Below are 25,954 nucleotides of genomic sequence, written 5' to 3'. Positions count from 1 at the left end.
GGTTAGCGGGCGCTCGCCGTTCCGCCGAGGTAGGCGAGGACGGCGAGGACCCGGCGGTGGTCGTCGGGGGCGGGGCCGAGGTTCAATTTCCCGAAAATTCCGGAAATGTGCTTCTCCACCGCCCCCTCCGAAATCACCAGCCGCGCGGCGATCGCCGTGTTGGACCGCCCCTCGGCCATCAGAGCCAGCACCTCCCGCTCCCGGGGCGAGAGCGAGTCGAGCGGAGCTCCTCGCCGCTGCCGGCTGAGCAGCTGCAGCACCACCTCGGGGTCGATGACCGTCCCCCCGCCCGCGACCTGGCGGACCGCGTCGAGGAACTCGGCGACGTCGGAGACGCGCTCCTTGAGCAGGTACCCCACCCCCGGCCCGATCAGCTCGCCTGCGTACTGCTCCTCGACGTACTGCGACAGCACCACGATGGGGAAGCCCGGCCGGGAGGCGCGGATGCGCAGGGCCGCGCGGATGCCCTCGTCGGTGTGGCCGGGCGGCATGCGGACGTCCACGATCGCCAGGTCGGGCGCGAGCGCCGAGACCGCCTCCAGCAGGGCGTCGGCGTCGCCGACCAGGGCCACGGTCTCGATGCCGCCGTCGGCCAGCAGCCGGGAGACGCCCTCGCGCAGCAGCACGGAGTCCTCGGCGATCACCACTCGCATGGTGATCAATACTCGCAGGGCAGCTCGGCTCTGACCAGGGTGGGTCCCCCGACGGGGCTGTGCAGGACGAGCAGGCCGTCGATGGTCGCCGCGCGGTCGGCCAGCCCGGCCAGGCCGCCGCCGGGATGCACGGTCGCCCCGCCGAGCCCGTTGTCCCAGACCTCCACGAACACCGCGGAACCGTCCCCGTGCACCCGGACCGAGGCCTCGGTCGCGGCGGCGTGCTTGGCGAGGTTGGCCAGGGCCTCGGCGACGGTGAAGTAGGCGATGCTCTCGACCGCGGCCGGCGGCCGGGCGCGCAGCTCGACGCCGACGTCGACCGGGACGGGGGCGCGGGCGGCGAGGGCGGACAGGGCGGCGTCGAGGCCGCGTTCGGTGAGGATCGCCGGGTGGATGCCACGGGCCAGGTTGCGCAGTTCGGCGATGGCCGCCTTGGTGCCGTCGTGGGCCTGGACGATGAGCTCGCGCGCGGCGTCGGGGTCGGTGTCGAGCTTGGCGCGGGCCCGGCCGAGGTCGACCGCGACGGCCAGGAGCCGCTGCTGGGCGCCGTCGTGCAGGTCGCGCTCGATGCGGCGGCGTTCGGCCTCGGCGGCGTCGACCCCGCGGGCGCGGCTGGCGCGCAGGCGTTCGGCCTCGTTGCCGCCGAGCAGGGCGACCGCGAGCAGGCCGTGCAGCCAGGCCATGCCGCGCACGCCGTACAGGGTGAGGGCGAACATGACCAGCCCGAGCAGGACGGCCACGAGGCTGAGCGGCAGCGAGTCGAGCTCGAACCCGGCCAGTTGCACCGGCGTGCCCAGCAGGAGGAAGAGCGGCGCGCCGAGCAGCGCGAAGGTGGTCAGCCAGAGCAGGAGCGAGGCCACGAACTCCACGAAGCTCAGCGGGATGAGCAGGAGCAGGTAGCCGAGGTCCTTCCAGGTGGCCGGGTCGGTGACCAGCCAGCGGATCAGGCCGCGCTCGGGCTGCGGCCGGTAGGGGTCGGCGATGCGCACCCCGAGGGTCAGCCGCAGCAGCCGCCGCTCCAGCATCGCCCCGCCGCGCCACAGGAACATGGTCGCGACGAGCAGCAGCACGCCCACCCAGAAGATCATCAGGATCAGCGAGGTCGGCAGCAGGAACGCCAGCACCACGAACCAGCCGAGCCCGAGCAGGGGGCTGAGCAGCAGGTACGGCGCCGCCCGCCAGGTCATCGGGTCACGCGCCAGCCCCACCGGGCCCCACGGGCCGCCCACGAACCGGATCACTGAAGTCGCCACCCCACCAGCCTGCCCGCCGGAGCGCGCCCGGTGAATGGAGCCATCCGTATTGTCCGGCTTCGGGTTATCCCCCCTGTGCGCCGGAGATCTGGCCGCCGACGACCTCTTCGGCCCGGTGGCAGGCCACGCTGCGTCCGGCGACCTCGCGGGCGACCGGCCGCACGGTCCGGCAGACGTCGGTGGCCAGCGGGCAGCGGCGCTGGAAGGCGCAGCCCTCGGTGGCGGGCGCGGCCTCGACCTTGCCGACCGCCTTGGGCGGCGCGCCGCCGATCTTCGGCACCGCGTCGCGCAGGGCCGCGGTGTACGGGTGCGCGGGCCGGGTGAGCAGCGTGCGCGTCGGCCCGGCCTCGACGACCCGCCCGGCGAAGAGCACCTGGGAGGTACGGCAGAGCCGATCCACCACGGCCAGGTTGTGCGTGATGAGGAAGTAGGTCAGCCCCCGCGAGCTCGCCAGCGAGGCCAGCAGGTCCAGCACCCGCGCCTGGACGGTGACGTCGAGCGCGCTGGTCGGCTCGTCGAGCACGAGGATGTCCGGCTCGACGGCCAGCGCGCGGGCGATGACGGCCCGCTGCCGCTGCCCGCCGGAGAGCTGGTGCGGGCGGCGCTCGGCGAGGGCCGGGTCGAGGCCGACCGACTCCAGGAGCTCGGTGATGCGGGCGTCGCGGGCGGCCCGGTCGAGCCGGTGGTGGGCGTCGAGCGCCTCGGCGATCGAGGAGCCGATCCGCATGCGCGGGTCGAGGGCCTCGCTGCCGTCTTGGAAGACCGGCTGGACCTGGCCGCGGAAGGCGGCCCGGTCGGCCCGGCCCAGCGCGTTGAGGTCGCGCGTGCCGTACGTTATGGCCCCGGACATCGGCTTGATCAGCCCGAGCAGAGCGCGGGCGACGGTCGTCTTGCCGGACCCGCTCTCCCCGATCAGCCCGACGCCGCCCTCGGTCACCTCGACGCTGACGTCGTGCACGACGGGACGCCCGCCGTACCCGAGGGTCACGTTGTCAGCCTTCAGCATGGTCTGCCTCCGGGAGCGTCGGCACGGCGGCGATGAGCTCGCGCGTGTAGGCGGACGTGGGGTTGGCGAAGAGCTCGGCGGCGGGCCCGCTCTCCACGACGCGGCCGTCCTTCATGACGGTGACGTGGTCGGCGATGGCCGAGACAAGCGCCAGGTCGTGCGAGACGAGCAGGACGGCCAGGCCGCGCTCGTCGTGCAGGCGGCGCAGCACCGCGACCACCTCGGCCTGGACGGTGACGTCGAGCGCGCTGGTCGGCTCGTCGGCGAGGATGACCTCCGCGCCGAGAGCGAGCGCGACGGCGATGGCGAAGCGCTGGGCCTGACCACCGGAGACCTCGTGCGGGTAGCGGCGCAGGATCGACTCGTCGAGCAGCACGTCGCGCACGGCCTCGCGGGCCCGGCGGTCGGCCTCGCCGCCCTTGACGCCGTGCTTGGCCAGGGCCTTGCGCAGCAGGACGCCCAGGCGCATCGTCGGGTTGAACGCGCCCTGCGGGCTCTGCATGACCAGCGCGATCCGCGACCCGCGCAGGTCCTTGGCGCCGTGCTTCACCACGTCGGTGCCGAAGGCGTCGATCGAGCCGGTGACGGTGGCGCCCTCCAGCAGGTCGAGCACGGCCATGAGCGTGGTGGTCTTGCCCGAGCCGCTCTCCCCCACGATGGCCACGCACTCGCCGGGCCGTACCTCCAGCGACGGCACCTGCGCGATGACGCGGTCGCCGATGCGGACCTCCAGGTCGGTGATCTTGATCATCGCGGCAGCCTCCTGGGGTCGAGCGCGGCCCGCAGTCCCTCGCCGAGCACGTTGAAGGCGAAGGCGGTGAGCATGATGGCCAGGCCGGGGAAGGTGACGACCCACCAGTCGGTGGTGAGCAGCGACTGGCCCTGCTCGATCATCAGGCCCCACTCGGCGGTCGGCTCCTGCGCGCCCAGCCCGAGGTAGGACAGCGCCGCGGCGGTGAGGATGATGCCGCCGCCGTCGTTGGAGAGCTGCACCAGCACCGGGGTGAGCGAGTTGGGCAGGACGTGCCGCACCACGATCGCCGGCGGGCTCACGCCCAGGCACTGCGCGGCGTCCACGTAGCCGCGCTTGGCGACCGAGGCCGCCACCGAGGCGGTGAGCCGGGCGTACCACGGCCACCAGGTGGCCGCGATGGCGACGATCACCGTGGTCACGCTCGGCCGCAGCACCACCGCGGTGGCCAGGGCCAGCAGCAGCGCGGGGAAGGCGAGGAAGACGTCGGTGACGCGCATGATCACGTCCCGGGTCCAGCCGCCCGCGTATCCGGCGATGACGCCGAGCGTCACGCCGATCAGCGCCGACAGGCCCAGCACCGCGGCGACGATGCCGAGGGAGGTCCGCGCGCCGTACAGGATGCGGGTGAAGATGTCCCGGCCGACCTGGTCGGTGCCGAACCAGTGCTCGCCGCTGGGCGGCAGCAGGCTGTTGAGCGGGTCCAGGGCGTCCTCGGGGTACGGCGAGAGCAGCGGGGCGAAGATCGCGGCCAGCACGATCAGGGCCAGGACGACCGCGCCCACGCGCGCCAGGGGATCGAGCCGTCTCATCGCACCCTCGCCCTCGGGTCGACGACGCCCTGCACCAGGTCCACGACCAGGTTGGCCAGCACGTAGAGCAGGGCCACCAGGAGCGTGACCCCGGCGATGGCCGGGGTGTCCAGGGCGCGGATGGAGTCGGCGGCGTAGCGGCCCAGGCCGGGCCAGTTGAAGACCGCCTCGACCAGGAAGCCGTTGACGATCGCGTAGGCGAAGACCAGCGCGACCAGCGCCAGCACCGGGTTGAGCACCGGGCGCAGCGAGAAGCGGGTCAGCACCGCGCTCTCGCCGAAGCCGAGCGCGCGGGCCATCCGGGCGTGGTCGAGCCCGGACTCCTCGATCAGCGCGGCCCGGGTGAGCTGCGCGATCACGCCCATCGGGTAGGCGGCCACGACCAGCGCGGGCAGCACGAGGTGGTGCAGGGTGTCGGTGAACATCGGCCAGTTGCCGGTGATCAGCGAGTCGACGATCGTGATGTTGGTGTAGACGGTCAGCGGGCTGGTGGTGTCGAGCGAGGCGTCGTACTCGCCGGCCACCGGGAACCAGCCGAGGTTGCTGGCGAAGACGGTCTGCGCGGTGAGCGCGAGCCAGAAGACCGGGACGGAGACGGCGAGCATCCCGCCGATCCGCACCGAGAAGTCCAGGAATCTCATCTTGTACCGGGCGGCGACGATCCCCAGCGGGATCCCCAGCACGACCGCCACCAGCAGGGCCGCCCCGACCAGCTCCAGCGAGGCCGGGAAGGCGAGCATCAGGTCGTCCAGGACCGGCTGCCGGGTGTGCAGGCTGGTGCCGAGGTCCCCGCTCAGCAGGTCGCGCACGTACTCCCACAACTGCACCGGCAGCGGCGCGTCGAGCCCGAACCTGGCCCGCACCTCCGCGAGCTCGGCCGCGGTCGCCTTGGGCCCGGCGTAGGCGACCGCGGGGTCGCCGGGCAGCAACCGCATGATCGCGAAGGTGAGCACGACCACGCCGGCCACGACCAGGAGAGCCTGGCCGAGCCGGCGGATCAGGTACCTCAGCACGGTTTACTTCCCCGGCTTCAGGTCGTAGGCGAAGACGACGTTCGGGTAGGCCGGGTTGTCCACGTAGCCCTCGACGCCGCCGCTGAAGGCCCGGCGGTAGCGCTGCACGAACGGCACGGCCACGGCGGCCTGCTCGTCGATGATCTTCTTCTGCAGGTCGGCGTAGGCCGCCTCGGCCTTGGCCCGGTCGGTCGCGGCCAGCTCGGGCAGCGCGTCGATCTGCGCGTCGAGCTCCTTGTCGGCCAGGTAGGACAGGTTGAAGCTGACCGGGTCGGCGCTGCGGAAGACGTTGGCGAACCACGAGTAGGCGTCGGCGTAGTCGGGGTACCAGTACATGACGAAGACGTCCTGCTTGCCCTTCTTGCCCTGCTCCCACTGGGTGTTCCAGTTGAGCGGGGTCAGGGTGAGCTCCACGTTGAGCTTCTTCAGCGCGGTGGCCAGCAGGGTGCCGAGGAGCTGCTGGTCCTCGTCGCCCTGGGCGTAGGTCATCGACAGCTCCAGCGGCTTGCCGCCGGGGCCGAAACCGGCCTCCTTGAGCAGCGTCTCGGCGCCGGCGAGATCTTGCTTCGGGGTCATCCCGGCAGCATGCCCGAGCAGCCCCTCCGGCACCAGACCGCTGGCGGCGACCGCCGCGCCCTTGGTGGCGGCGACCAGGCCGTCGTAGTCGATCGCCTTCTGCAGCGCCTTGCGCACCTTCACGTCGACCGTCTCGGTGTTGAACAGCACCAGGAGGTTCTGGAAGGACGGGGTCTCCGACGTCTGCAGGCCCGCGCCCTTGGCCTGCGCGAACAACTGCGGGCCGAGGCGGTTGGCGAAGTCGATCTCGCCGCGCTGCAGGAGCTGCCAGGTGGTGGTCTCCTCGGGCACGACCCGGAACTGCATCTGCTTGTAGTGCGGGCCGTCCCAGCCGCCCCAGTAGCCGTCGAAGGCCTTCAGGGTCAGCTCGGTCTCGCGGCCCTTCTGCCAGGTGTCGATGGTGTACGGGCCGGAGCCGCCGTCGGCCTTGCCCGCCTCGAAGTCGACCGTGGGGTCGTAGATGTAGGCGCCGTAACCGGCCGAGGCGACCACGTCGAGCGGGGTCGGGTACTTCAGGGTGAACTTCACCGTCGAGGCGTCCGGCGTCTCGATCTTGTCCACCGCGCTCCAGATGTAGGCCGCGTAGCCCTTCTTCTGCACGGTGTGCTCGATCGCGGCCTTGACCGCGGCGGCGTCGAGCGGCTTGCCGCTGTGGAACTTCACGCCCGGACGCAGGGTGAAGGTCCAGGTCTTACCGTCCTCGGCGGCCGTCCACGAGGTGGCCAGGCGCGGCTCGGCCTTCTGCGTGGCCGGGTTGTACTTGGTCAGCGTCTCGTAGATGTTCTGGAGCGCGATGATCTCGTTGGAGGACGAGGTGGCCGGGTTCCAGTCGGTCACGATGTCCAGGTTGTGGCTGTAGACGAACGGCCCGGACGGTGAGGCCGCCCCCGGCGGCGACGAGCCGTCCGGCTTCGCGGCGCCGCGCACCTGGCCGCCTCCGCAGGCGGTGACGGCCAGCGCGAGCGCGGCCATGGCGCTGACGATGCGGGTTGTCCTGCGCATGGATCCTCCTTAGATCTTTCCGAGCGGCCCGGCCGCCTTGATCTGGACCCGGAGCGCGGGCTCCGGTAGGTAGCTGAGCGGGATCTCGGTCACCTCGACGACCTCGACCGCCGCCGGGTCGGCCCCCGCCTGTACGGCTCGCCCGCGCGCGGTCTCGACAGCCGTGTCGATGGCCTCGCGACGCCCGGCGCCCGCCGGGACGATGGTCTCGATCGAGCCGCTGACCAGTGCGATGGCCGCGCCGACCGCGTTGGCGACGCCGCCGTGCGAGGGCCGGACCACCTCGCTGACGCCGGGCAGCCCGTCCGGCACCAGGAAGGCGCCGCCGCCCACGACGACCAGCGGCAGGTCGCTCTTGCCGAGCGACATCCGGTCGACCGCGTCGGCCACCTGCTCGTCGGTACGGCGGAGCACCCCCGCCAGCTCGGCCGGCGGCCGGACGGTGCCGATCGCGGCCCGGCCCGCGGCCACGCACGCGTCGGTCATCGTGGCGGTCGAGCCGCCGAACACCAGCGCCTCGGTACCGATGCGGTAGCCGACCGAGGTCGTGCCCGGCACGCCGTCCGTGCCGATGACCGTGCCGCCGCCCAGGGCCAGCGCGAGGATGTCCGGCATGCGGAAGTTGGTGCGCACCCCGCCGATCTCCACGCCCGCCGAGGAGACCCGGGGGAAGCCGTTGACCAGCACGCCGAGGTCGGTGGAGGTGCCGCCGACGTCGGCCACGATCGCGTCGCTCAGCCCCGACAGGTAGGCCGCGCCGCGGATGGAGTTGGCCGGGCCGGAGCCGATGGTCAGCACCGGGTAGCGGGCGGCGTAGTCGACCGTCATCAGCGTGCCGTCGTTCTGCGCGAAGTAGCGCGTCACGTCGAGGCCGTGCTGGTCGAGCACCTCCTGGAGGGCGTCGTGCACGTGCGCGGCGACCTGGTAGAGCGCGGCGTTGAGCACCGCGGCGTTCTCCCGCTCCAGCAGGCCGAGCGCGCCGATCTCGTGGCTGACGCTGACCGGCACCTGCGCACCGAGCTCCTCGGCCACGATCTCGGCCGCGCGCAGCTCCTGCTCGTTGGAGGCCGGGCTGAAGACCGAGGTGACGGCCACCGCGTCGGCGTGCCCGGCGATCGTCGCCAGGAAGCGGCGCAGGCCCTCCTCGTCGAGCGGGGCGATCTCGCGGCCGTCGACGTAGTTGCCGCCGCCCAGCACGGCCGCGCCGGCCAGCACGCATTCGCGCAGGTCGGCCGGCCACGACTCCATCGGCGGCACCGACTTCGACGAGGGCGCGCCCAGCCGGACCGCGGCCACCCGGCCGAGCCGGCGCCGCTCCAGGATGGCGTTGGTGGCGTGCGTGGTGCCGAGCATCACGCGGCCGACCCGCTGCCGCTCGTCGCCGAGCTGCTCCAGCACCGCGGTGATCGCGTTGCGCATGCCGGCGGTGACGTCGGCGCTGGTCGCCTGCTTGGTGGCGGCGACGATCCGGTTGGCCGCGTCGAGCACCACCGCGTCGGTGTTGGTGCCGCCGACGTCCACGCCGATTCGCAGGTCACGCATTGGCTTCCTCCACCGGGACGTAGTCGATGTCGTAACCGAAGGCGGCGGGGCCGGCCGTACGCAGGCCCGCGGAGGTGCGCCACAGCGGCGCGCACGGCCAGGCCAGGACGCTCACCCGCTGGCCGTAGCGCAGGGACTCGGTCGAGATGGCCTCGGCGGTCTGGCTGTCCACGATGGTGATCAGGTCGGGCACGCTGGCGCGGACCTCGCCGTCCTCCAGCGCGACCAGGTTCTCGTTCTGGATCTCCACCCGCAGCAGGCGGCCCTTGCAGTCGCCCACCCCGTCGATCACGACGCTGCCGCGGACGAAGCCGCCGCCGGTACGCCGCTCGATGTCGACGACCTTGCCGGTGATCAGGTTCGAGGCGCCGAGCTCGGCGGTCAGCGAGCCGACCGGGTCCTCCGCGCCGATCACCGCGCGGCCGATGGCGATCGCCCTGCTCACCGTGCCCTCGATGGCCGCGCCGCGCATCTCGCCGACCGGCAGGATGTAGTCGGCCATCAGGGCCGTGCTGCCCATCGCCACGCAGACCGCGCGGGCCAGGGTCTCCGACCAGGTGCCGCTCGCCGGGCGCAGCGCCGCGACGTTGCCCTGCACGTCGGCCAGGACCACCAGGCCCGGGTCGCGGCCGGCGACGTACATCGAGACCATCTGCACCTCGGGGAAGGCGCGGCCCATGCCGTCGGCGTCCAGCAGTGGCAGGCCCAGGCGCGCGGCCAGCGCCACCGGCTCCACGCCGTTGCCGCCGCCGATCTCCGAGGCCATCACCGCGACCACCGGCTTGCCGAGCGTCTGCTCAACCGTCTCGCGGATGATCAGGCCCTCGTCGCCGCTGGGCAGCATCTCGTGCGAGACCGTCGGCGCGCCGATCGACCCCAGCGGCAGCACGAGGCCGTCCGCGGGCAGGTCGGCCAGGGTCACCAGGTCCACGTCCCCGTACTGGCGCAGCGCCCGCTCGGCCGACAGCGCGGCGACCGTCACCACTCCGCCGCCGCCGGTGCCCAGGATCGCGCAGCCTCGGGTGAGGGGCGGGATCTCCGCCGGCGTGATTGTCTTCCCGTCGTGCATGACGACAGCCTTCCTGCCTGCGGCTTTGTCGCTATAGGGCGCGGAAAACGAATTTTGCGTACTTTATGTGATGCGCGGATAAGCTCCGTCCATGGCGCGTATCGCTGACCTGCTCGCCGGGGCCCATCCGCCGCTCCGGCTGCTCGCCGGGCCGCTGGCCGCGCGAGCCCTCGGGGCGGTGACCTCGCTGGACTCCCTCGCCGCCATGCGGCAGGCGCCGGCCGGGACCCTCGTCGTCGTGCCCGCCCGGGTGGCCGCGCGGGCTGTGCCGTACGAGCTGGATGTGGCGGTACGGCATGCGGCCCAGCGCGATCTCACCGCGCTCGTGCTGATCGGCTGCACCGGGCTGCCCATCACCACCCAGCGCCTGGCCGACCGCGCCGACCTGCCGGTCCTCGGCGTCGTGGAGGAGCGGGACGTCGCCGAGGTCGTGCTCGCCATCGACCGCATCATCCGCAGCGGCGCCGCCGAGGCCTTGGCGCGAGCCCGTTCCGCCCTCGCCGCCGTCCGGGAGGCCGAGCCCTCCGGCGACCTCGCCCGGCTCCTCAACGACGCCGGCGCCGCCCTCGGCCTGCACCTCCGCCTCCTCGACCCCGCCGACGCCGGCGCGGCGGCCCGGAACGACCCCGCCTACCCGGATTCGGTTCCTGCCACGGCGAGGCACTCGGCTCCTGCCACGGCGAGGCGGGACGACGAGAGCGGCGTTGGTACGGCAAGGCGGGACGGCGCGGGCGGGACCGGCGACTCCGATGGGGCCGGCGGGGCGGGGTTCGGTGGGGAGCCGGTGTGGCTGGACGGGCGGCTGATCGGCGTGGTCACCGCCACCCGCCTGTCCGAGCCCTACGAGGACCTGGCCGCCGACGACGAGGCCGCCCGCCTGGCCCTGCCCGCGGTCGCCGCCGCCGCGGCCCGGATGCGCGCCGCGGCGCTGGCCCACGAGATCGCCCCCGGCCAGCTCCGCTCCGACCTGCTCACCGAACTGGTCGTCGCCGACCGCACCCAGGCCAGCCGCCTGGCCGACCGCGCCCGGGTCCTGGGCCTGCCGGTCGACGGCCGGCACGTCGCCGTCTGGGTCGACGTCGAGGACGGCATCGCCGGCTCCCTGGCCGAACACCGCCGCCTGCTCGACTCGGTCGTCCTCGACGTCCTGCAACGCCCCCGCACCCCCGAAGGCCGCTGGAACGTCGCCCGCATCGAGGAAGCCCTGCTGATCCTGTGCAGCTCCACCGCGGGCGGCGCCGACACCACCCACCGGATGCGCCTGGCCGCCCACGACCTGGTCACCGCCCTCGCCGACCGCCACCCCGGCCGGGCGCTCCGCTGCGGCATCGGCACCCCGCAGACCGCCCTCGACGGCCTGCGCACCTCCGCCCTCGAAGCCCGCTCCGCCGCCGCCTCGGCCGCCGCGCGCGGCACCCTGGTCGAGCAGTTCGACGCCACAGGCATCCGCCGCGTCCTGGCCGAGGCCGCCGCCTCCACGCTCAGCCGCCGCGTCGTCGACGAGCTGCTGCGCCCGCTCGACGCGCTCGGCAAGGACCGTAGCCTCCAGGCGGTCACCACCCTCGCCGCCTACCTCGACGTCCAGCGCTCCCCCCGGCTGGCCGGCAAGCGTCTCAACCTGCACTTCAACGCGGTCTCCTACCGGATCAGGAAGATCACCGAGACGCTGGGCGCGGACCTCGACGACCACGAGACCCGCTTCGCCCTGCACCTGGCCTGCCGCCTGCGCCTCACCCACCTGAGCGGCGGCTAGCCGTACCGGTTCCGGACCACGAAAAAGCGGCGAGGTGGGAACCACCTCGCCGCTTCTCCAGCCGATCAGACCTAGTCGCGGTCGTTGCTGACCGTGGTCTTCTGCACCTGCATCAGGAACTCGGCGTTGGACTTGGTCTCCTTCATCTTCTCCAGGAGAAGCTCAAGAGCCTGCTGCATGTCCAGCGCGTGCAGGACGCGGCGGAGCTTCCAGACGATCTGGAGCTCGTCCTTCGCCATGAGGATCTCTTCCTTACGGGTGCCGGACGCGTCCACGTCGACAGCCGGGAAGATGCGCTTGTCGGCGAGCGACCGGTTGAGCTTGAGCTCCATGTTGCCGGTGCCCTTGAACTCCTCGAAGATGACCTCGTCCATCTTGGACCCGGTCTCCACCAGCGCGGTGGCGAGGATGGTCAGCGAGCCGCCGTTCTCGATGTTGCGCGCGGCGCCGAAGAACCGCTTCGGCGGGTAGAGCGCGGTCGAGTCGACACCACCGGACAGGATGCGGCCCGAGGCGGGCGCGGCCAGGTTGTAGGCGCGGCCCAGACGGGTGATCGAGTCGAGCAGCACGACCACGTCGTGACCGAGCTCGACGAGCCGCTTGGCGCGCTCGATGGCCAGCTCGGCGACGGTGGTGTGGTCCTCGGCCGGACGGTCGAAGGTCGAGTGGATGACCTCGCCCTTGACCGAGCGCTGCATGTCGGTGACTTCCTCAGGGCGCTCGTCCACCAGGACGACCATGAGGTGGCACTCGGGGTTGTTGCGGGTGATCGCGTTGGCGATCGACTGCAGCACCATCGTCTTACCGGCCTTGGGCGGCGAGACGATCAGACCACGCTGGCCCTTGCCGATCGGCGAGACCATGTCGATGATCCTGGTGGTCAGGATGTTCGGCTCGGTCTCCAGCCGCAGGCGCTCCTGCGGGTAGAGCGGCGTGAGCTTGTTGAAGTCGGGGCGGTTGCGCGCCTGCTCCGGGTCCATGCCGTTGACGGTGTCGAGGCGGACCAGGGCGTTGAACTTCTCGCGGCGCTCACCGTCGCGCGGCTGGCGCACGGCACCGGTGACGACGTCGCCCTTGCGCAGGCCGTTGCGGCGGATCTGCGCGAGCGAGACGTACACGTCGTTGGAACCGGGCAGGTAGCCGCTGGTCCGGACGAACGCGTAGTTGTCGAGGATGTCGAGGATGCCGGCGATCGGGATGAGGACGTCGTCCTCGCCCACGATCGGCTCGTTGCTGTCGAAGCGGTCACGGCCCCGGCCCCGGTTGCGCTCGCGGAAACGGCCGCGACGGCCACGGCCGCGCTCGTCGTCGTCGAAACCGCCCTGAGGCTGCCGGTCGCGGTCACCGCCGCGCTGGTCGGCCGACTGCTGGCGGTCGCGGTCACGGTCGCCGCCGCGCTCGCCACGGTCACCGCGGTCACCGCGGTCGTTGCGGTCACCGCGGTCCGCACGGTCGGTGCGGTCACCGCGGTCGCTGACGCGGTCACGGTCGGCGCCGCGGTCACGGTCGGTGCGGCTGTCGCTGCGCTGCTCGCCCCGCTGCTGGTCACCGCGCGGCTGCTCGCCACGCGGCGCGTCGCCACGCTGCTGGTCGCGGTCGCCACGCTCGCCGCGCTCGCGGCGGTTGCGGCGCTCACGACGGCTCTCGCGCTCACCGCGGGCGTCGCCCTGGAAGTCAGCCTGCTGCTGCTCCACGACGGGCTCGGCGGCGGCGACCACGGGCTCGGGCGCGGCGGTCACGACGGGCTCGGCGGCGACGGCCACCGGGGCCGCGGCAGCCGCGGGCGCCTCGGCCACCTCGGTCTTGGTGCGGGAACGTTCCCTGCGGCTACGGGCGGGCCGCTCGGCGGAGACCGCCGGCGCCTCGGCTACCGGCGCGGCCTCAACGGCGGCCGGGGCCCCTTCACCCGTCTTCTCCTGGATTGCGGCGATGAGCTGGCTCTTCCGCATCCGCCCAGTGCCGCTGATGCCGAGCTCCGCAGCCATTTTCTGCAGCTCGGGCAGCACCTTGGCGGACAGGCCGGTGCCGGAGCGACGCGCACGGGGCTTGGCCGCGGCGCGGGTGGGGGTGTCGCCGGACGCGCTTGCGTCGGAGAGGAGTTCGGTGGTGTCGCTCAACTAAAGGTCCTTCCCAGGGGTCGGGCGCCGGCTGGTGTCGCCGGTCGTCCCGGAGGTGCTGTCGATCCGGCAGGACAGACCGGGTCGGGGTGCACATCTGTGATCGTCGGCCAGAGGCCGCCACTGCTTGGGGAGAGGCTTGTCCAGGCCGTCACAGGACGGTGACGGGTGGAGGAAACCCCCCAGATTGCTGTCGCCAGATGGATTGAACCGCGCAGACCCCGTCGTCTTCGCCTCGCGTCGAGCCAACCGGGTGTGGGCCAACCGGAGGCGACGGATTCCGGGGAGACAGCCGCGCTGCTCACGCCTCGCGACGTGAAGCATGATGCAACGATGTGTGGCTGACAAGCACGCACCCACCATGGGGGCATCTGGTGCGGCTATCAGCCTAACATCACCAGCGCGCACGGCTATTCCCTGAAGGTCTAAGAGGCATCAGCGTGTCTCGGGGAACTGAACGCTCGCACCATACGGGTCGACGTCCAAATGCTGGATGTGCCAGTCATTACCCACTTCTGGCGCGATCAAATCCTGCGTCTCCGCCGTGGCGAAAGCAAGAATCGTGGGACCCGCGCCCGAAACCACCGCGGGCACGCCCCGAGCCCTTAGCTGTTGTACCAGGTCCGCGGTCTGCCGCATGGCAGGCGCGCGGTAATCCTGGTGCAGCCGGTCCTCGGTCGCGGCCAGCAGCAACGCGTTCTCCGGACGCTGGGTCAGCGCCGCGATCAGCAGCGCGGCCCTGCCGGAGTTGAAGGCGGCGTCCTTGTGGGGCACTTCCTTCGGCAGGAGTCCCCGCGCCGTCTCCGTCGACAGACGGAAGGACGGGATGAGGACGACCGGACGGATCCCCGCATCCGGCGCCAGCTTCACTTTACGCGGCGATCCGTCCTGGTCGGTCCAGGCGACGGTCAGGCCGCCGGCCAGGCAGGGGGCGACGTTGTCGGGATGGCCCTCGATCTCGGTTGCCAGCGCGAACACCTCGTCGTCGGACAGATCGTGGCCTGTTCGCTCAACGCCGAACTCACCGCCGTCCGCGCCGGGCGCGCCGGCTGCGGTGGCTGCGCCGTCTGCGGGTGCCGTTCCGTCCTCGGCCGCCGTGCCGTACGGCAGGCGGGCCAGGGCGCGGGCGGCGAGGATGCCGGCCGCGATGGCCGCCGACGACGAGCCCAGCCCGCGCGCGTGCGGGATGACGTTCCGGCAGGTCAGCCGGATCCCGGCCGGCTGCGGGAAGCCCATCCTGCCAAAGGTTCTGCGCATCGTGGCGACGATCAGGTGGCCCTCGCCGAGGTCCACCTCCCCCGCGCCCTCCCCCTCGACGACGACCTCGGTGCGCGGCGCGAACTCGGCCGTCACCTCGTCGTGCAGGGCCAGAGCGAGACCGAGGGCGTCGAACCCCGGGCCGAGGTTGGCGGAGGTCGCGGGGACGCGCACCACGACCCGGTTGGCGGTGGTCATCGTTCTCCTAGAGCGGGGTTAGACGAGCCCGAGCGACGAGGCGGCGGCGTGGACGTCGATCGGGATGGTCACCGGGGCCGGAGCGCCGGAGATGGCCCAGTCGGGGTCCTTCAGGCCGTTGCCGGTGACCGTACACACGATCTTCTGGCCGGGCTCGACCAGACCGGCCGCGTGCGCCTGGAGCAGGCCGGCCACGCTGGCGGCGGAGGCGAGCTCGACGAAGACGCCCTCCTCCTGCGCCAGCAGCTTGTAGGCGGCGGCGATCTGCCGGTCGGTCACCGAGTCGATGAGCCCGCCGGACTCGTCACGCGCGGCCTCGGCGAGCTGCCACGAGGCCGGGTTGCCGATGCGGATCGCGGTCGCGATCGTGTGCGGGTGCGTGACCGGCGCGCCGTTGACGATGGGCGCCGAGCCGGAGGCCTGGAAACCGAACATACGCGGCGTCTTGGTGGCGACGTCGTCGGCGGCGTACTCCTGGTAGCCCATCCAGTAGGCGGAGATGTTGCCCGCGTTGCCCACCGGGATGCAGTGGATGTCGGGCGCGTCGCCGAGCGCGTCGACGATCTCGAAGGCGGCGGTCTTCTGGCCCTGGAGCCGGAACGGGTTGACCGAGTTGACCAGCGCGATCGGGTAGTTCTCCGACAGCTTGCGCGTCATCTCCAGGCAGTCGTCGAAGGAGCCCTCGACCTGCAGCAGGGTGGCGCCGTGCACGAGCGCCTGGGCCAGCTTGCCCATCGCGATCTTGCCGCGCGGGACGAGCACCGCGCAGGTGAGGCCGGCGCGCACCGCGTAGGCGGCGGCGGAGGCGCTGGTGTTGCCGGTCGAGGCGCAGATGACCGCCTTCGCCCCGTCCTCGACCGCCTTGCTGATGGCCATGGTCATGCCACGGTCCTTGAAGCTGCCGGTCGGGTTGGCGCCCTCGACCTTGAGGTAGACCTCGCACCCGGTCAGGGCGGAGACGCGATGGGCGGGCACCAGCGGGGTGCCGCCTTCCAGGAGCGTGACCACGGGAGTCGTCGTGGTGACCGGCAGCCGGTCTCGATACTCCTCGATGAGTCCACGCCACGCCCTGGTCATGATCGTCTCCCTAGCCTGTTGGCTCGCTCCGCTCGCGGGCCCGCCGGTGGTCGCCGGACTTCGCCGCGACCGGCCACCCGCGAAACTACCTGCGGTGTTTGTCGCCGAGTTTAGGGCCACCGGCGTCGTGCGCACGCGACCGGTCCATTCCCTGGACACCTGCCCACTCCCTGGACACTCGCACTCCGCACCAAATCCCCAGCAATCCCCGATAAGGTCAGCCCCAGGGGGTCAATCATCATGAACGCGCGTCCCGTGCTGCGTCAGAACGACTACTCACCGCTGACGCCGCCCGAGCTCGGCACCTGGGCACCGCAAGAATCCGTGAGCGTGGTCGTACCGGCACGGAACGCCCGCCATCTCGACCTGGTCCTGGCCGCGCTGGCGGCGCAGACCTACCCCGCGCACCTGCTGGAGGTGCTCGTCGTCGACGACGGCAGCGAGCCGCCGCTGACCCTGCCGGAGATCCGGCCGCTCAACACCCGGATCGTCGTCCCCGACACCGGCTGGGGCATCTCGAACGCGGTCAACGCGGGCGCCCTGCAGGCCGACGGCGACCTCATCCAGCGGCTCGACGCCGACATGGTCGCCGCGCCCGAGCACATCGAGGCGCTCGCCCGCTGGCACGGCTGCGCGGACTACCTCGTGACGATCGGGATGAAGCGCTTCGTCGACCCGCCGCCGCTCACCGCCGCGCAGGTGCGGGCCGCGCGCCGCCTGGGCGAGCTGTTCGACCTGGAGCGGGCGGTGCCCAGCTCGACCGAGGCGACCATCGCCAAGACCGACGGGCTGCGCAAGAGCCGCAACCCCTACCACGTGTGCACGGGGCCGACCTTCTGCCTGCGCCGCGAGACCTTCCACGCCGTCGGCGGACTCGACCCGACCGTCTTGCGCGGGGAGGACACCGAGTTCGCCTACCGGCTGGCCATGCACGGCGTCGTCTTCATCCCCGACCCGCTCGCCGAGGCGGTCCACCTCGGGCTGCCCGCCCAGCACCTCGACCGGGAGCGGGCCGTACGAGCCGTCGAGCCGTACCTCGCGCACCGCATCCCGCTCCGGCGCGACCTGCGCAAGGAACCCGGGCGGAGCTGGCTGGTGCCGTACGTCGAGGTGGTCTACGACGTGACCGGCGCGGACACCGAGACGGTACGGCAGGCGGTGGGGGCGGCGCTCGACGGGAAGCTGCACGACGTCGTCGTCACGCTGGTCGCGCCCTGGTCGGGGCTGGCGGAAGGGCGGCGGTCGGTGCTGGAGGACCCGTCCTTCGACCTTCGCCACCTTCGCGACCTTTACCGGCATGACCAGCGCGTCCGGCTCATCGACGAGGCGTCCGCGTCGCCTGCGCCCATTCCGTTCCGGTATCGGGGGCCGGTGGGGGTGCCGCTGCATCGGGTCACGTTGGAGCGGATGGTCGAGAGTGTGCAGGAGGATTTGGTGGGGGTGCTTGTCGTCGACCTTCCCGGCGGTGGGAGCGCCCGGTTGGAGCGCACCTCCGCCCTGGGGCGGGCCCGGTACCTGGGTGAGGCCGCTGTCGAGGTCACCCACGGCGTCCGCCACGCCACCCCGGCCCGCTTCTGGCCCCCGCCCAAGGCGGCTGCTTCTCCCGCCACCCGTGAGCCCGAGCCTGGGATCGGCGGATCTCAGGCCAAGCCCGGCGCTGGCGGGACTCGGCCCGAGCCAGGGGCGGGCGGGTCCGCGTCCGCGACCGGCGAGGCGCCCACTGCCTCTGCGGCCTCACCGCGGGCTCAGGCTTCCCTCGGGCGTGGTCAGTCCGCCTCGGGGCTCCTCGGCCGCCTCCGGTCGGCTCTGCGGCAGGACTGACCCTCGGGTTCCCTCTCTCCGGGGTGGGTCGCCGACGGCCCCTCCCGCCGCACAGGATCACCACCCGCCGCACGGCTGCTCGCCGTATTGGTGGGAGGCGGGGTTCTCGTGTCCCCGGTACCCCGGCGGCCCCCTACGGGAGGCGGTTCTTGACGGCGCGTTTGAGGGTGGCGGCGACCTGTTGCCAGCTGCGGCGGCGGAGGGTGCCGAGCTGGCGGCGGAGGGTGCCGATCTCGCGGCGGAGCTCGACGGAGGACTTGCGCCAGCGGCCCGCCTCGTCACGCCAGCGGGCGACCTGGGCGCGCAGGCGTTCGATCTCGGCGGCCTGCCGTACGGTCTCGGCGTGGAGGCGGGCACGCTCCCGTTCGGCCTCCTGACGGGCCCTGAAGGCACTCCGGCGGCCGGTGATCGTGCGTGGTTCGGAGCCGAAGCCGAAGGTCTCGCCGTCCACCCAGCGCACGCCTGAGACGTCGTCCACGGCGTCGTCGAGGTCCTCGCCCGGGGTGACCACGAGGGCGGCGCGGGCGAAGGCGGCCCGCTTCTCCAGGCGGGCGACGGTCAGGCCGGCGGGGTCCTCGGCGAGCAGGACGTTGACGAGGCCGTGGTCCTCCTCGCGCATGAGGTCGAGGAGGCGAGCCAGCGTGTCCGCCCCCGGAACCCACCCGGCAGGCACCCGCAACACGTACGGCACCGCCGGATCCACCAGAGCACCCCGCGCGTACGGCACAGCCGGGTCCACCGCGGTCCCCTGCTCGTACGGCGGGGCCGAGGGGTCCGCTGCCAGCCGTACGCGCGCCTCGTGGGTGTAGTGGCCGCGGAGGAGGGTCAGGTCGAGGTTGGGGTCACGGAGAGGGGCACGGCGGTCGCCGATGGCCGCGGGCCAGTCGCCGGTCAGGACGACGGAGACGTCAGGGACGGTCCCGGCGAGGAGGGCGTCCACGGTGGCCCGCGTCTCGTCGTACCCCCCGGCCGGGACGACGGCGGTGACGAGGGGCACCTTCCACTGCCGCGCCGGGTGGGAGCGCAGCCACCGGTACACGGGGATGCGGTCGGCGACGAAGGCGTGGCTGACCCGGTCGATGGGCTGCTTGTCGCGCATCCGCATGGTCGGGCCGAGGTGGTAGGCACGGGCGGACGGCTCGGGGACGAAGACCGCGCCGGCCTGGGCCAGCCGGTAGCCGAGCTCGGTGTCCTGGCCGAGGGCGACGTCCTCGTCCATGGGGCCGGCGGCGGCGAGGAGGGCGGCGCTGACCGAGGTGGCGCCGCCGATGTGCAGGCTGAAGTGGCGCTGGGCGGGGTCGGTGAGGCCGTGCGTGCGCTCGACGAGTTCCACGAGCCAGCCGTGCGGTTCGGCGGGCTCGAAGGCGGCTTCCAGGTCGGCGGGCAGTACGGCGGGCACGGGAGCGGTGGTGAAGCGGATGTAGCCGGTCACCGACAGGTACGGGGCGGCGTGGTGCCAGCGCATGTGCGCGTCGAGCGCGCCCGGGGTGAGCAGGACGTCGGAGTCGAGCCAGTGGATGACGTCTCCGGTGGCCGCGGCCAGGCCGGCGTTGCGGGCGGCGGGGCGTCCGGGGGCCGGGCAGTGGATGAGCCGGACCGGGGGTGGGGCGGTGAGCGGGGGTGAGCTGCCGTTGTCGACGACGATGATCTCGGTGAGCTCGGCGGGGTAGGTCTGGCCGGCCAGGGCGGCCAGGACCAGGTCGAGCTTGTCCTGGCCGTTGTAGGCCGGGATGACCACGCTGACGGTGAGGGTCGGGGTCCAGTCGCCGGTGGGCGGGCGCAGGTCGCGGTAGTCGTTCCCTTTGACCCGGGGAAGGCGTGCGCCGGTGAGGTGGCCGTGGGGACCGGGGGCGGAACCGGCTGAAAGGCCCGAGGAGGTCGGGGCGGGTTCGTCGGGGAGGCCCGTGGGCTCGGAAGGGGTGGGGTCAGTGGGCATGGGGGAGCTCCATGAGCGCGCTCGGGCGCAGGCCGCGCCACTGGTTGGCCTGGACGCGCAGGAAGTGGGCCAGGGGCAGTTGCCAGGTGTGTTCGGCGCCACCGGCACGGCGCAGCATGTAGCCGAGGCCGTGGGTGCGGTAGATGCGGGCGCCGGCGTCGCGGGCGTCGTCGAGGAAGCGCTTGTCCACCGCCCGGGGCAGCGCCGCGAACCCGCCTATGTCGTGGAATGTGGTGCGGGAGACGAAGATGGTGCCCCCGGCGACGTGGTCGGTCCACACCTCGCTGGGGTAGTTCGCCCCGCTGGCGAAGCGGGTGCGGCGGATGGTGGCGCGCAACGGCTCCAGGTAGAAGAACTCCCCCGTCGTGCCGACGACGTCCGCGCCCCGGTGGCGCTCGGCTCGCACCAGGTCGGCCAGGTGCTCGGGGCCGTACCAGTCGTCGTCGTCCCACTTGGCGAGGTACTCCCCCGACGCCCTGGCCGCCAGGAGGTTGAGCACCTCCCCGAAGGCGGTGTCGGTGCCGGCCTCGATCCAGGTCACCGGCAGCGGGCACTCCTCGACCGCCTGCCGTACCGACTCGAAGGCCACGCCGTGCAGCCCGAGGATGATCTCGACGCGGACGTGCCGCTGGCGGGCGATCTGCGCCAGGGCGAAGCCGAGCAGGTGCGGGCGCATGGTGGACAGCACCACGCTGACCTCGGGCTCGCCGGGGGGCGGCAGGGCGGCGCGGCGGAGCCGTACGCTGTGCTCCTCCCGGCGCAGGTCGGCGACGCAGCGGGGGCTGCCGTCGGGGACGCAGGACAGCCAGGTCCGGTCGGTGAGCACCTCGGCGAAGGCGGGCGGGACCCAGGCCGGTGCGGTGGCGGCGGTGAGCGGGACGCCGTCGGCGGCCAGCTCCAGCAGGCCGTCCAGCGGCACCGGCGCGGCAGGCCAGTCGACCTCCACGGCACGCAGGGCGCGCGGGTGGTCCCCGTCGGCGGTCCAGCCGTCGCCGTCCCAGCCCAGCCTGCCCAGCGCCGGTTCGGGGGTTCGGACGAAACCCATCGGCGGCGTCGCAGTCACAGCGGGCTGACTCCTCGATCTAGCACGGAACCCCGCTACTTTACGCCGCCCTGGTCCTGCCCGGCATATCGGGACAGGGACGGGTCACCCCAGCGGCCGTGGGAGCCCGCCACCTGTGGGAGGAGGGGGTGGGGTGGACGGGGTGGGGGCGGCGGGGCCATTCTGATGGCTCACGTCAACGGGGAAGGTTCATGTCTGGGCTGATCGTGCGGAGCCCGGCCGGGGAGCGCGTGCTGGTGCCGGGGCAACGCCTGGTGATCGGCCGCGAGGCCGACATCGCCATCGTGGACGCCCGGGTGTCACGGCGGCACGCGGAGATCTTCTTCCACCAGGGCGTCTGGGTCTTACGCGACCTGGGCAGCCGCAACGGCACCTACGTGGACCGCCGCCGCGTGTTCGACGTGGAGCTGACCCGCCCGCTGACGGTACGGCTCGGCGGCGCGGAGGACGGCCCGCAGTTCAGCGTCGCCCCGCAGGGACCGCCCCGCCCACCGGCGCCCCGCCTGCCCGACCTGCCGGTCACCGCGGTGGGCCGCCCGTCCTCCCCGCGCAACCCCCAGGCGCTCGGCGCCCCGCAACTCGTCCTGCCGCTCGGCCCGTCACTGACCATCGGCCGCTCACCGGACAACAACCTGCCCTTCGAGGACGACCTGCTCGTCTCGCGCCACCACGCCGAACTGCGCCGCGACGGCTCGGGCACGCTGCTGCGCGACCTGCGCAGCCGCAACGGCACCTACGTCAACGGCGTCCGGGTCGGCGAGCACCGGCTCAACCCCGGCGACCTGGTCTCGGTGGGCCACCACCAGATCCGCTTCCTCGGCGACCGGATCGCCGTGCACGCCGACACCGGCGCGGTCTCGCTGCAGGCCGAGGAGCTGACCGTGCGGGCCGGCCAGGCGGTACTGCTCGACCGGGTCAGCCTGCACCTGGAGGCCCGCAGCCTGATGGCGGTGGTCGGCCCCTCGGGGGCGGGCAAGTCGACGCTGCTCGGCGCGCTGACCGGTTTCCGCCCGGCGACCACCGGCCGCGTGGTCTACGAGGGACGCGACCTGTACGCGCACTACGACGACCTGCGCCACCGCATCGGCCTGGTCCCGCAGGACGACATCCTGCACAAGGAGCTCACCGTCGACCGGGCCCTGAGCTACGCCGCCGCCCTGCGCTTCCCCCAGGACGTCACCAGGGCCGAGCGCGAGCGGCGCATCGACGAGGTGATCGGCCAGCTCGGCCTCGGCGAGCGGCGCGGGCTGCGCATCGACCGGCTCTCGGGCGGCCAGCGCAAGCGCACCAGCGTCGCCCTGGAACTGCTCACCAAGCCTTCGCTGCTCTTCCTCGACGAGCCCACCTCCGGCCTGGACCCCTCGCTCGACAAGGAGGTCATGACCACGTTGCGCGCGCTGGCCGACGACGGCCGGACGGTGGTCGTGGTCACGCACAGCGTGCTGCATCTGAGCGGCTGCGACCGCGTGCTCGTGCTGTGCCGGGGCGGCAAGGTCGGCTATTTCGGCCCGCCAGACGAACTGCTGGGCTTCTTCGGCGTGACCGAATACGCCGAGGTCTTCCGGCTGGTCTCCGAGCAGCCCGACGTCTGGGCCGAGCACTTCCGGCGCTCGCCGTACTTCGCCCGGTACTGCGGGGCACCGCGGCCGGGCGGCGGCGACGGGCGGGCGCTCCCGGCCCCGCCACCGCCGCCGAAGCAGAGCCGGGTGCGGCAGTTCGCCATCCTCGCCCAGCGCATGGCGTCGGTGATCCGCTCGGACCGGCTCGCCGCGCTGTCCATGATCGGCCTGCCGATCGCGCTCGCGCTGATGAGCCGGGTCGTCCAGGGCTCGGACGGGCTCGGCGTGCCGCCCCGGCCGACCGAGGAGGCCGGGACGCTGCTGATCATCCTGATCTTCGGCGCGGCGCTGATGGGCCTCATCGGGGCGATCCGGGAGATCGTCAAAGAGGCGCCAATCTACCGGCGCGAGCGGGCCGTCGGGCTGTCCCCGCTGGCCTACCTGCTGTCGAAGCTGGCCGTGCTCGGCTCGGTCAACCTCGTGCAGGCCGCGCTCTTCGTCGCGCTCAGCCTGCTCGGCCGCGAACCGCCGCCCGATCCGCTGCTGCTGGGCCCGCTGGAGCTCACCGTCGTGGTGGCGCTGGTCGCCTTCACCTGCAGCGTGCTCGGGCTCCTGGTCAGCGCGCTGGTGTCCACCAACGAGCAGGCGATGATGGCCATGGTCGTGCTGATCATGGCGCAGTTCGTCTTCATCGGGAAGCTGATCGAGGTCGTCGGCCGGACCGGGCTGGAGCAGCTCGCCTGGCTCGTGCCCACCCGCTGGGGCTACGCCGCCGCGGCGGCCACCGTGGACCTGCAGCGCATCGACATCTCCCGGATGCGCGACGGTCTCTGGGACCACGACGCCGGCACCTGGCTGGCCTGCATGGGCGTGCTCGCCGGCATGGCCGTGGTGTACGGCGCGCTGGTCCGGCTGGCCCTGCGGCGGCACGAGCCCTAGTACTCCCAGGTGTCGGTGCGCCGCTCCGAGCCGATGCAGAACGCGGCCGAGCCGTGGGCGCCCTGGGCGAGGTCCACCCGGATCCAGCCGTCGTTGCGGCTGACCCGGGTGGTGTAGCCGCTCTTCGGCGTCGCCGACACCAGCGCGCAGCCGTTCCGGTCGAGCCGGAACACCACCTCGCCGCCCTTCACCGTGAGGACCTTCAGGTCCTTTCCAGACTTGGTACGGCGAGGCGTGGGCGTGGGCGGCTGCGTGACCGGCCGGGGCGCGGGCGTCGTCACCGCCGCCGGCGACGGCAGGGCCGCGGTGTTCCGGGCCGTCTCGGTGTGCGCGGCCATCGGCCGGACCACCACGTCGGCCACGAACTCGCTGCGCAACACCCCACGCACCGCGAACCACGAAACCGAGATCGCCACCACGGTCGCCCCCAACCAGATGGCAACATATCTCACGGTTCGCCGCATAAGCCGAGTATGGCGGCCCAGGCCAGGTCGGGAGGCGCGATGGCGACGGTACTCGTGGTCGAGGACGACGAGCTCGTCCGAGCCGCGATGATCCACGAGCTCGACCGGCGGGGGCATGCCGTACGCAGCGCCGGATGCGCGCTGGACGCGCTGCGCGAGATCTCCCGCCGCCCGCCCGACCTGGTCGTCCTGGACCTCGGCCTGCCCGACCTGGACGGGTCCGAGGCGTTGCGCATGGTCCGCGGCGTCTCCGACGTACCGGTGATCGTGGCCACCGCCCGCGACGACGAGACGGAGATCGTCCGGCTGCTGGCCGCCGGGGCGGACGACTACCTGGTCAAGCCGTTCTCCGGCGACCATCTCGCGGCCCGGCTGGAGGCCGTGCTGCGTCGTGCCCGCTCGGCGCCGGCGCCGCAGGTGGTGCGGGCCGGAGGGCTGAGCGTCGACCTGGGCCGCCGCGAGGCCGTCCTGGACGGGGTGCGGCTGTCGCTGACCCGCCGGGAGTTCGACCTGCTGGCCTACCTGGCCGCCCGGGCCGACCGGGTGGTCACCCGGCGGGAGCTGCTGAGCGAGGTCTGGCAGCAGTCCTACGGCGACGACCAGACCATCGACGTGCACCTGTCGTGGTTGCGCCGCAAGCTGGGCGAGAGCGCGGCCAGCCCGCGGTACCTGCACACCGTGCGCGGCGTCGGCGTGATGCTCTCGGCCGCGCGGTGAGGCGGACGCTGGCGGCCCTCATGGTGGCGGTCACCTCGATGGTGGCCCTGGCCTTCCTGGTGCCCCTGGCGCTGATCGTGAAGGAGACCGCGCACGGCAGGGCCCTGGCCGACGCGGAACGGCAGGCCTCCTCGCTGGTTCCGGTGCTGGCGCTGACCACCAGGGCCCAGGACCTGGAGCTGGCGATGGCCCGGACGGCGGCGGGCCGGCAGGAACGGCTGGCGATCCACACCAGCGCGGGGGTGACAGGGACCTCGCGGGCCCCGGCCGCCGAGGTGGCCAGAGCCGGCGCGCAGGCCGCCGCGGGCACCTTCGAACTGCCCGACGGGGCGTACGTGCTGCTGCGGCCGGTCGCGCTGGACGGCGAGCGGCGGGCAGTGGTCGAGGTCTTCGTGCCCGCGGCGGAGCTCAACCGGGACGTGCTCGGCTCGTGGGCGGTGCTGACCGGGGTGGCCGTGGTGCTCGTCCTCGGCTCGGTGCTGGTCGGCGACCGGCTGGGCGCGCGGGTGGTGCGGGCGGCCCGGCGGCTGGGCGGGGCGGCGACCGCGCTCGGCCGGGGCGACCTGGGCGAGCGCATCCACCCCGACGGGCCGCCAGAACTGGTCGCGGCGGCCAACGCGTTCAACTCGATGGCCAGCCAGGTGAGCCGGCTGCTGGCCGCCGAGCGGGAACTGGCCGCCGACCTGTCCCACCGGCTGCGCACCCCGCTGGCCGCCCTCCGGCTCAGCCTGGAGCGGCTGGGCCCGCCCGCCGAACCCAGCCGCGAGGCGCTGACCCGGCTGGAGGGCGAGGTGGACTCGATCATCGCCGCCGCCCGGCGGCCGTCGCGGGCGGCGGCCTGCTGCGACGCGGCGGAGGTCGTGCGGGAGCGGCTCACCTTCTGGTCGGCGCTCGCCGAGGACCAGCAGCGGCCCTGGCAGCTCATCGGGGGCTCGCTGCCGGTGCGGGTGCCGGTGCCGGCCGGGGAGCTCAGCGCGACGATCGACGCGTTGCTGGGCAACGTGTTCCGGCACACGGCCGAGGGGACCGCCTTCTCGGTCACCCTGCACGAGGGCAAGGGCACCGTCGGGCTGCTCATCGCCGACGCCGGGCCGGGCATCGCCGACCCGCAGACCGCCCTGGAGCGCGGGGCCAGCGGAGCCGGGTCCACCGGGCTGGGGCTGGACATCGCGCGGCGGCTGGCCGAGTCGACCGGCGGCTCGTTGCGGCTCGACCGCTCAGCGCTGGGCGGCGCCCAGGTCCAGCTCTGGTTCCGCACCGAAAGTCCCACCCGCCGCGCCAAGCACTGAAGCAGCCCCCTTAGGCACCCCCTGAAAAGGTGCCTAAGGCCGCCTTAACGGCCACTTAAGCGGGCTTTTCCGCCCCGCAGGCTCCCC

The 25,954-nt window shown here is 73.0% G+C and carries 20 protein-coding genes; 5 read left to right on the top strand and 15 right to left on the bottom strand.

Annotation, left to right across the window (positions count from 1 at the left end):
• Positions 1–2: 2 nt before the first annotated feature.
• The 9 genes from AB0I67_RS04670 to AB0I67_RS04630 all read right to left on the bottom strand — a co-directional run bounded on the left by AB0I67_RS04670 (position 3) and on the right by AB0I67_RS04630 (position 9,677).
• Complete coding sequence (locus tag AB0I67_RS04670; RefSeq protein WP_357917536.1) at positions 3–653, bottom strand: response regulator transcription factor; 651 nt, start codon at positions 651–653, stop codon at positions 3–5.
• A gap of 5 nt (positions 654–658) precedes the next feature.
• Positions 659–1,906 carry a sensor domain-containing protein gene (locus AB0I67_RS04665; RefSeq protein WP_357917533.1) on the bottom strand — a complete coding sequence of 416 codons (1,248 nt, stop codon included), beginning with the start codon at positions 1,904–1,906 and terminating at the stop codon, positions 659–661.
• A gap of 64 nt (positions 1,907–1,970) precedes the next feature.
• Positions 1,971–2,912, bottom strand: a complete 942-nt coding sequence (locus AB0I67_RS04660) for an ABC transporter ATP-binding protein (RefSeq protein ID WP_357917530.1) — start codon at positions 2,910–2,912, stop codon at positions 1,971–1,973.
• Positions 2,899–3,663, bottom strand: coding sequence for an ABC transporter ATP-binding protein (locus AB0I67_RS04655; protein WP_357917527.1), 765 nt, complete (start codon positions 3,661–3,663; stop codon positions 2,899–2,901). The genes AB0I67_RS04660 and AB0I67_RS04655 overlap by 14 nt, the downstream gene beginning before the upstream one ends.
• Entirely contained in the window at positions 3,660–4,475 is an 816-nt protein-coding gene (locus tag AB0I67_RS04650) for an ABC transporter permease (protein ID WP_357917524.1), read from the bottom strand. The genes AB0I67_RS04655 and AB0I67_RS04650 overlap by 4 nt, the downstream gene beginning before the upstream one ends.
• The gene (locus AB0I67_RS04645) at positions 4,472–5,488 is read right to left on the bottom strand and encodes an ABC transporter permease (protein ID WP_357917521.1); all 1,017 of its coding nucleotides are present in this window, start codon (positions 5,486–5,488) and stop codon (positions 4,472–4,474) included. Before AB0I67_RS04645 ends, AB0I67_RS04650 begins: the two co-directional genes overlap by 4 nt.
• A 3-nt stretch (positions 5,489–5,491) precedes the next feature.
• The gene (locus tag AB0I67_RS04640) at positions 5,492–7,066 is read right to left on the bottom strand and encodes an ABC transporter substrate-binding protein (protein ID WP_357917518.1); all 1,575 of its coding nucleotides are present in this window, start codon (positions 7,064–7,066) and stop codon (positions 5,492–5,494) included.
• Between the two features lie 9 nt (positions 7,067–7,075).
• Positions 7,076–8,608 (bottom strand): hydantoinase/oxoprolinase family protein, encoded by a 1,533-nt coding sequence (locus AB0I67_RS04635; RefSeq protein ID WP_357917515.1) that lies wholly within the window; start codon positions 8,606–8,608, stop codon positions 7,076–7,078.
• A complete protein-coding gene (locus tag AB0I67_RS04630; RefSeq protein WP_357917512.1) occupies positions 8,601–9,677 on the bottom strand; it encodes a DUF917 domain-containing protein in 1,077 nt (358 codons plus the stop codon). The genes AB0I67_RS04635 and AB0I67_RS04630 overlap by 8 nt, the downstream gene beginning before the upstream one ends.
• A gap of 91 nt (positions 9,678–9,768) precedes the next feature.
• Between AB0I67_RS04630 and AB0I67_RS04625 the strand changes: the two genes are divergently transcribed.
• On the top strand, positions 9,769–11,430 hold the full coding sequence (locus AB0I67_RS04625; protein ID WP_357917509.1) for a helix-turn-helix domain-containing protein: 1,662 nt from the start codon (positions 9,769–9,771) through the stop codon (positions 11,428–11,430).
• Between the two features lie 71 nt (positions 11,431–11,501).
• On the opposite strand, the gene rho is transcribed toward AB0I67_RS04625, so the two are convergent.
• The 3 genes from rho to thrC form a co-directional block, all read right to left on the bottom strand.
• Entirely contained in the window at positions 11,502–13,547 is a 2,046-nt protein-coding gene (rho, locus tag AB0I67_RS04620) for a transcription termination factor Rho (RefSeq protein WP_357917506.1), read from the bottom strand.
• 435 nt (positions 13,548–13,982) lie between these two features.
• The gene (locus AB0I67_RS04615; RefSeq protein ID WP_357917504.1) at positions 13,983–15,002 is read right to left on the bottom strand and encodes a homoserine kinase; all 1,020 of its coding nucleotides are present in this window, start codon (positions 15,000–15,002) and stop codon (positions 13,983–13,985) included.
• Between the two features lie 18 nt (positions 15,003–15,020).
• Positions 15,021–16,079: a threonine synthase gene (gene thrC, locus AB0I67_RS04610; protein WP_357917501.1), complete on the bottom strand. Its 1,059-nt coding sequence runs from the start codon at positions 16,077–16,079 to the stop codon at positions 15,021–15,023.
• 240 nt (positions 16,080–16,319) lie between these two features.
• On the opposite strand from thrC, the gene AB0I67_RS04605 reads away from it, so the two are divergent.
• On the top strand, positions 16,320–17,900 hold the full coding sequence (locus AB0I67_RS04605) for a glycosyltransferase (RefSeq protein WP_357917498.1): 1,581 nt from the start codon (positions 16,320–16,322) through the stop codon (positions 17,898–17,900).
• Positions 17,901–18,033: 133 nt separating this feature from the next.
• Here AB0I67_RS04605 and AB0I67_RS04600 read toward each other — a convergent pair whose 3' ends face one another.
• Both AB0I67_RS04600 and AB0I67_RS04595 read right to left on the bottom strand, forming a co-directional pair.
• Positions 18,034–19,836 (bottom strand): glycosyltransferase, encoded by a 1,803-nt coding sequence (locus AB0I67_RS04600; protein ID WP_357917495.1) that lies wholly within the window; start codon positions 19,834–19,836, stop codon positions 18,034–18,036.
• Positions 19,826–20,899 (bottom strand): glycosyltransferase, encoded by a 1,074-nt coding sequence (locus AB0I67_RS04595; RefSeq protein WP_357917492.1) that lies wholly within the window; start codon positions 20,897–20,899, stop codon positions 19,826–19,828. The genes AB0I67_RS04600 and AB0I67_RS04595 overlap by 11 nt, the downstream gene beginning before the upstream one ends.
• A gap of 191 nt (positions 20,900–21,090) precedes the next feature.
• Here AB0I67_RS04595 and AB0I67_RS04590 point away from each other — a divergent pair, with 191 nt between their 5' ends.
• On the top strand, positions 21,091–23,397 hold the full coding sequence (locus AB0I67_RS04590; protein WP_357917490.1) for an FHA domain-containing protein: 2,307 nt from the start codon (positions 21,091–21,093) through the stop codon (positions 23,395–23,397).
• On the opposite strand, the gene AB0I67_RS04585 is transcribed toward AB0I67_RS04590, so the two are convergent.
• Positions 23,394–23,849: a hypothetical protein gene (locus tag AB0I67_RS04585; protein WP_357917487.1), complete on the bottom strand. Its 456-nt coding sequence runs from the start codon at positions 23,847–23,849 to the stop codon at positions 23,394–23,396. The two genes, AB0I67_RS04590 and AB0I67_RS04585, sit on opposite strands and share 4 nt — an antisense overlap.
• Before the next feature lie 51 nt (positions 23,850–23,900).
• On the opposite strand from AB0I67_RS04585, the gene AB0I67_RS04580 reads away from it, so the two are divergent.
• Positions 23,901–24,578 carry a response regulator transcription factor gene (locus tag AB0I67_RS04580; protein ID WP_357917484.1) on the top strand — a complete coding sequence of 226 codons (678 nt, stop codon included), beginning with the start codon at positions 23,901–23,903 and terminating at the stop codon, positions 24,576–24,578.
• Entirely contained in the window at positions 24,575–25,867 is a 1,293-nt protein-coding gene (locus AB0I67_RS04575; RefSeq protein WP_357917481.1) for an ATP-binding protein, read from the top strand. The genes AB0I67_RS04580 and AB0I67_RS04575 overlap by 4 nt, the downstream gene beginning before the upstream one ends.
• Positions 25,868–25,954 lie beyond the last annotated feature (87 nt).

It is taken from the genome of Nonomuraea sp. NPDC050310 (genome assembly GCF_040655795.1).
Lineage (GTDB): Bacteria > Actinomycetota > Actinomycetes > Streptosporangiales > Streptosporangiaceae > Nonomuraea.
The sequence above is the reverse complement of the archived record's forward strand: the minus strand, read 5'-3'. Positions and strand labels throughout refer to the sequence as shown.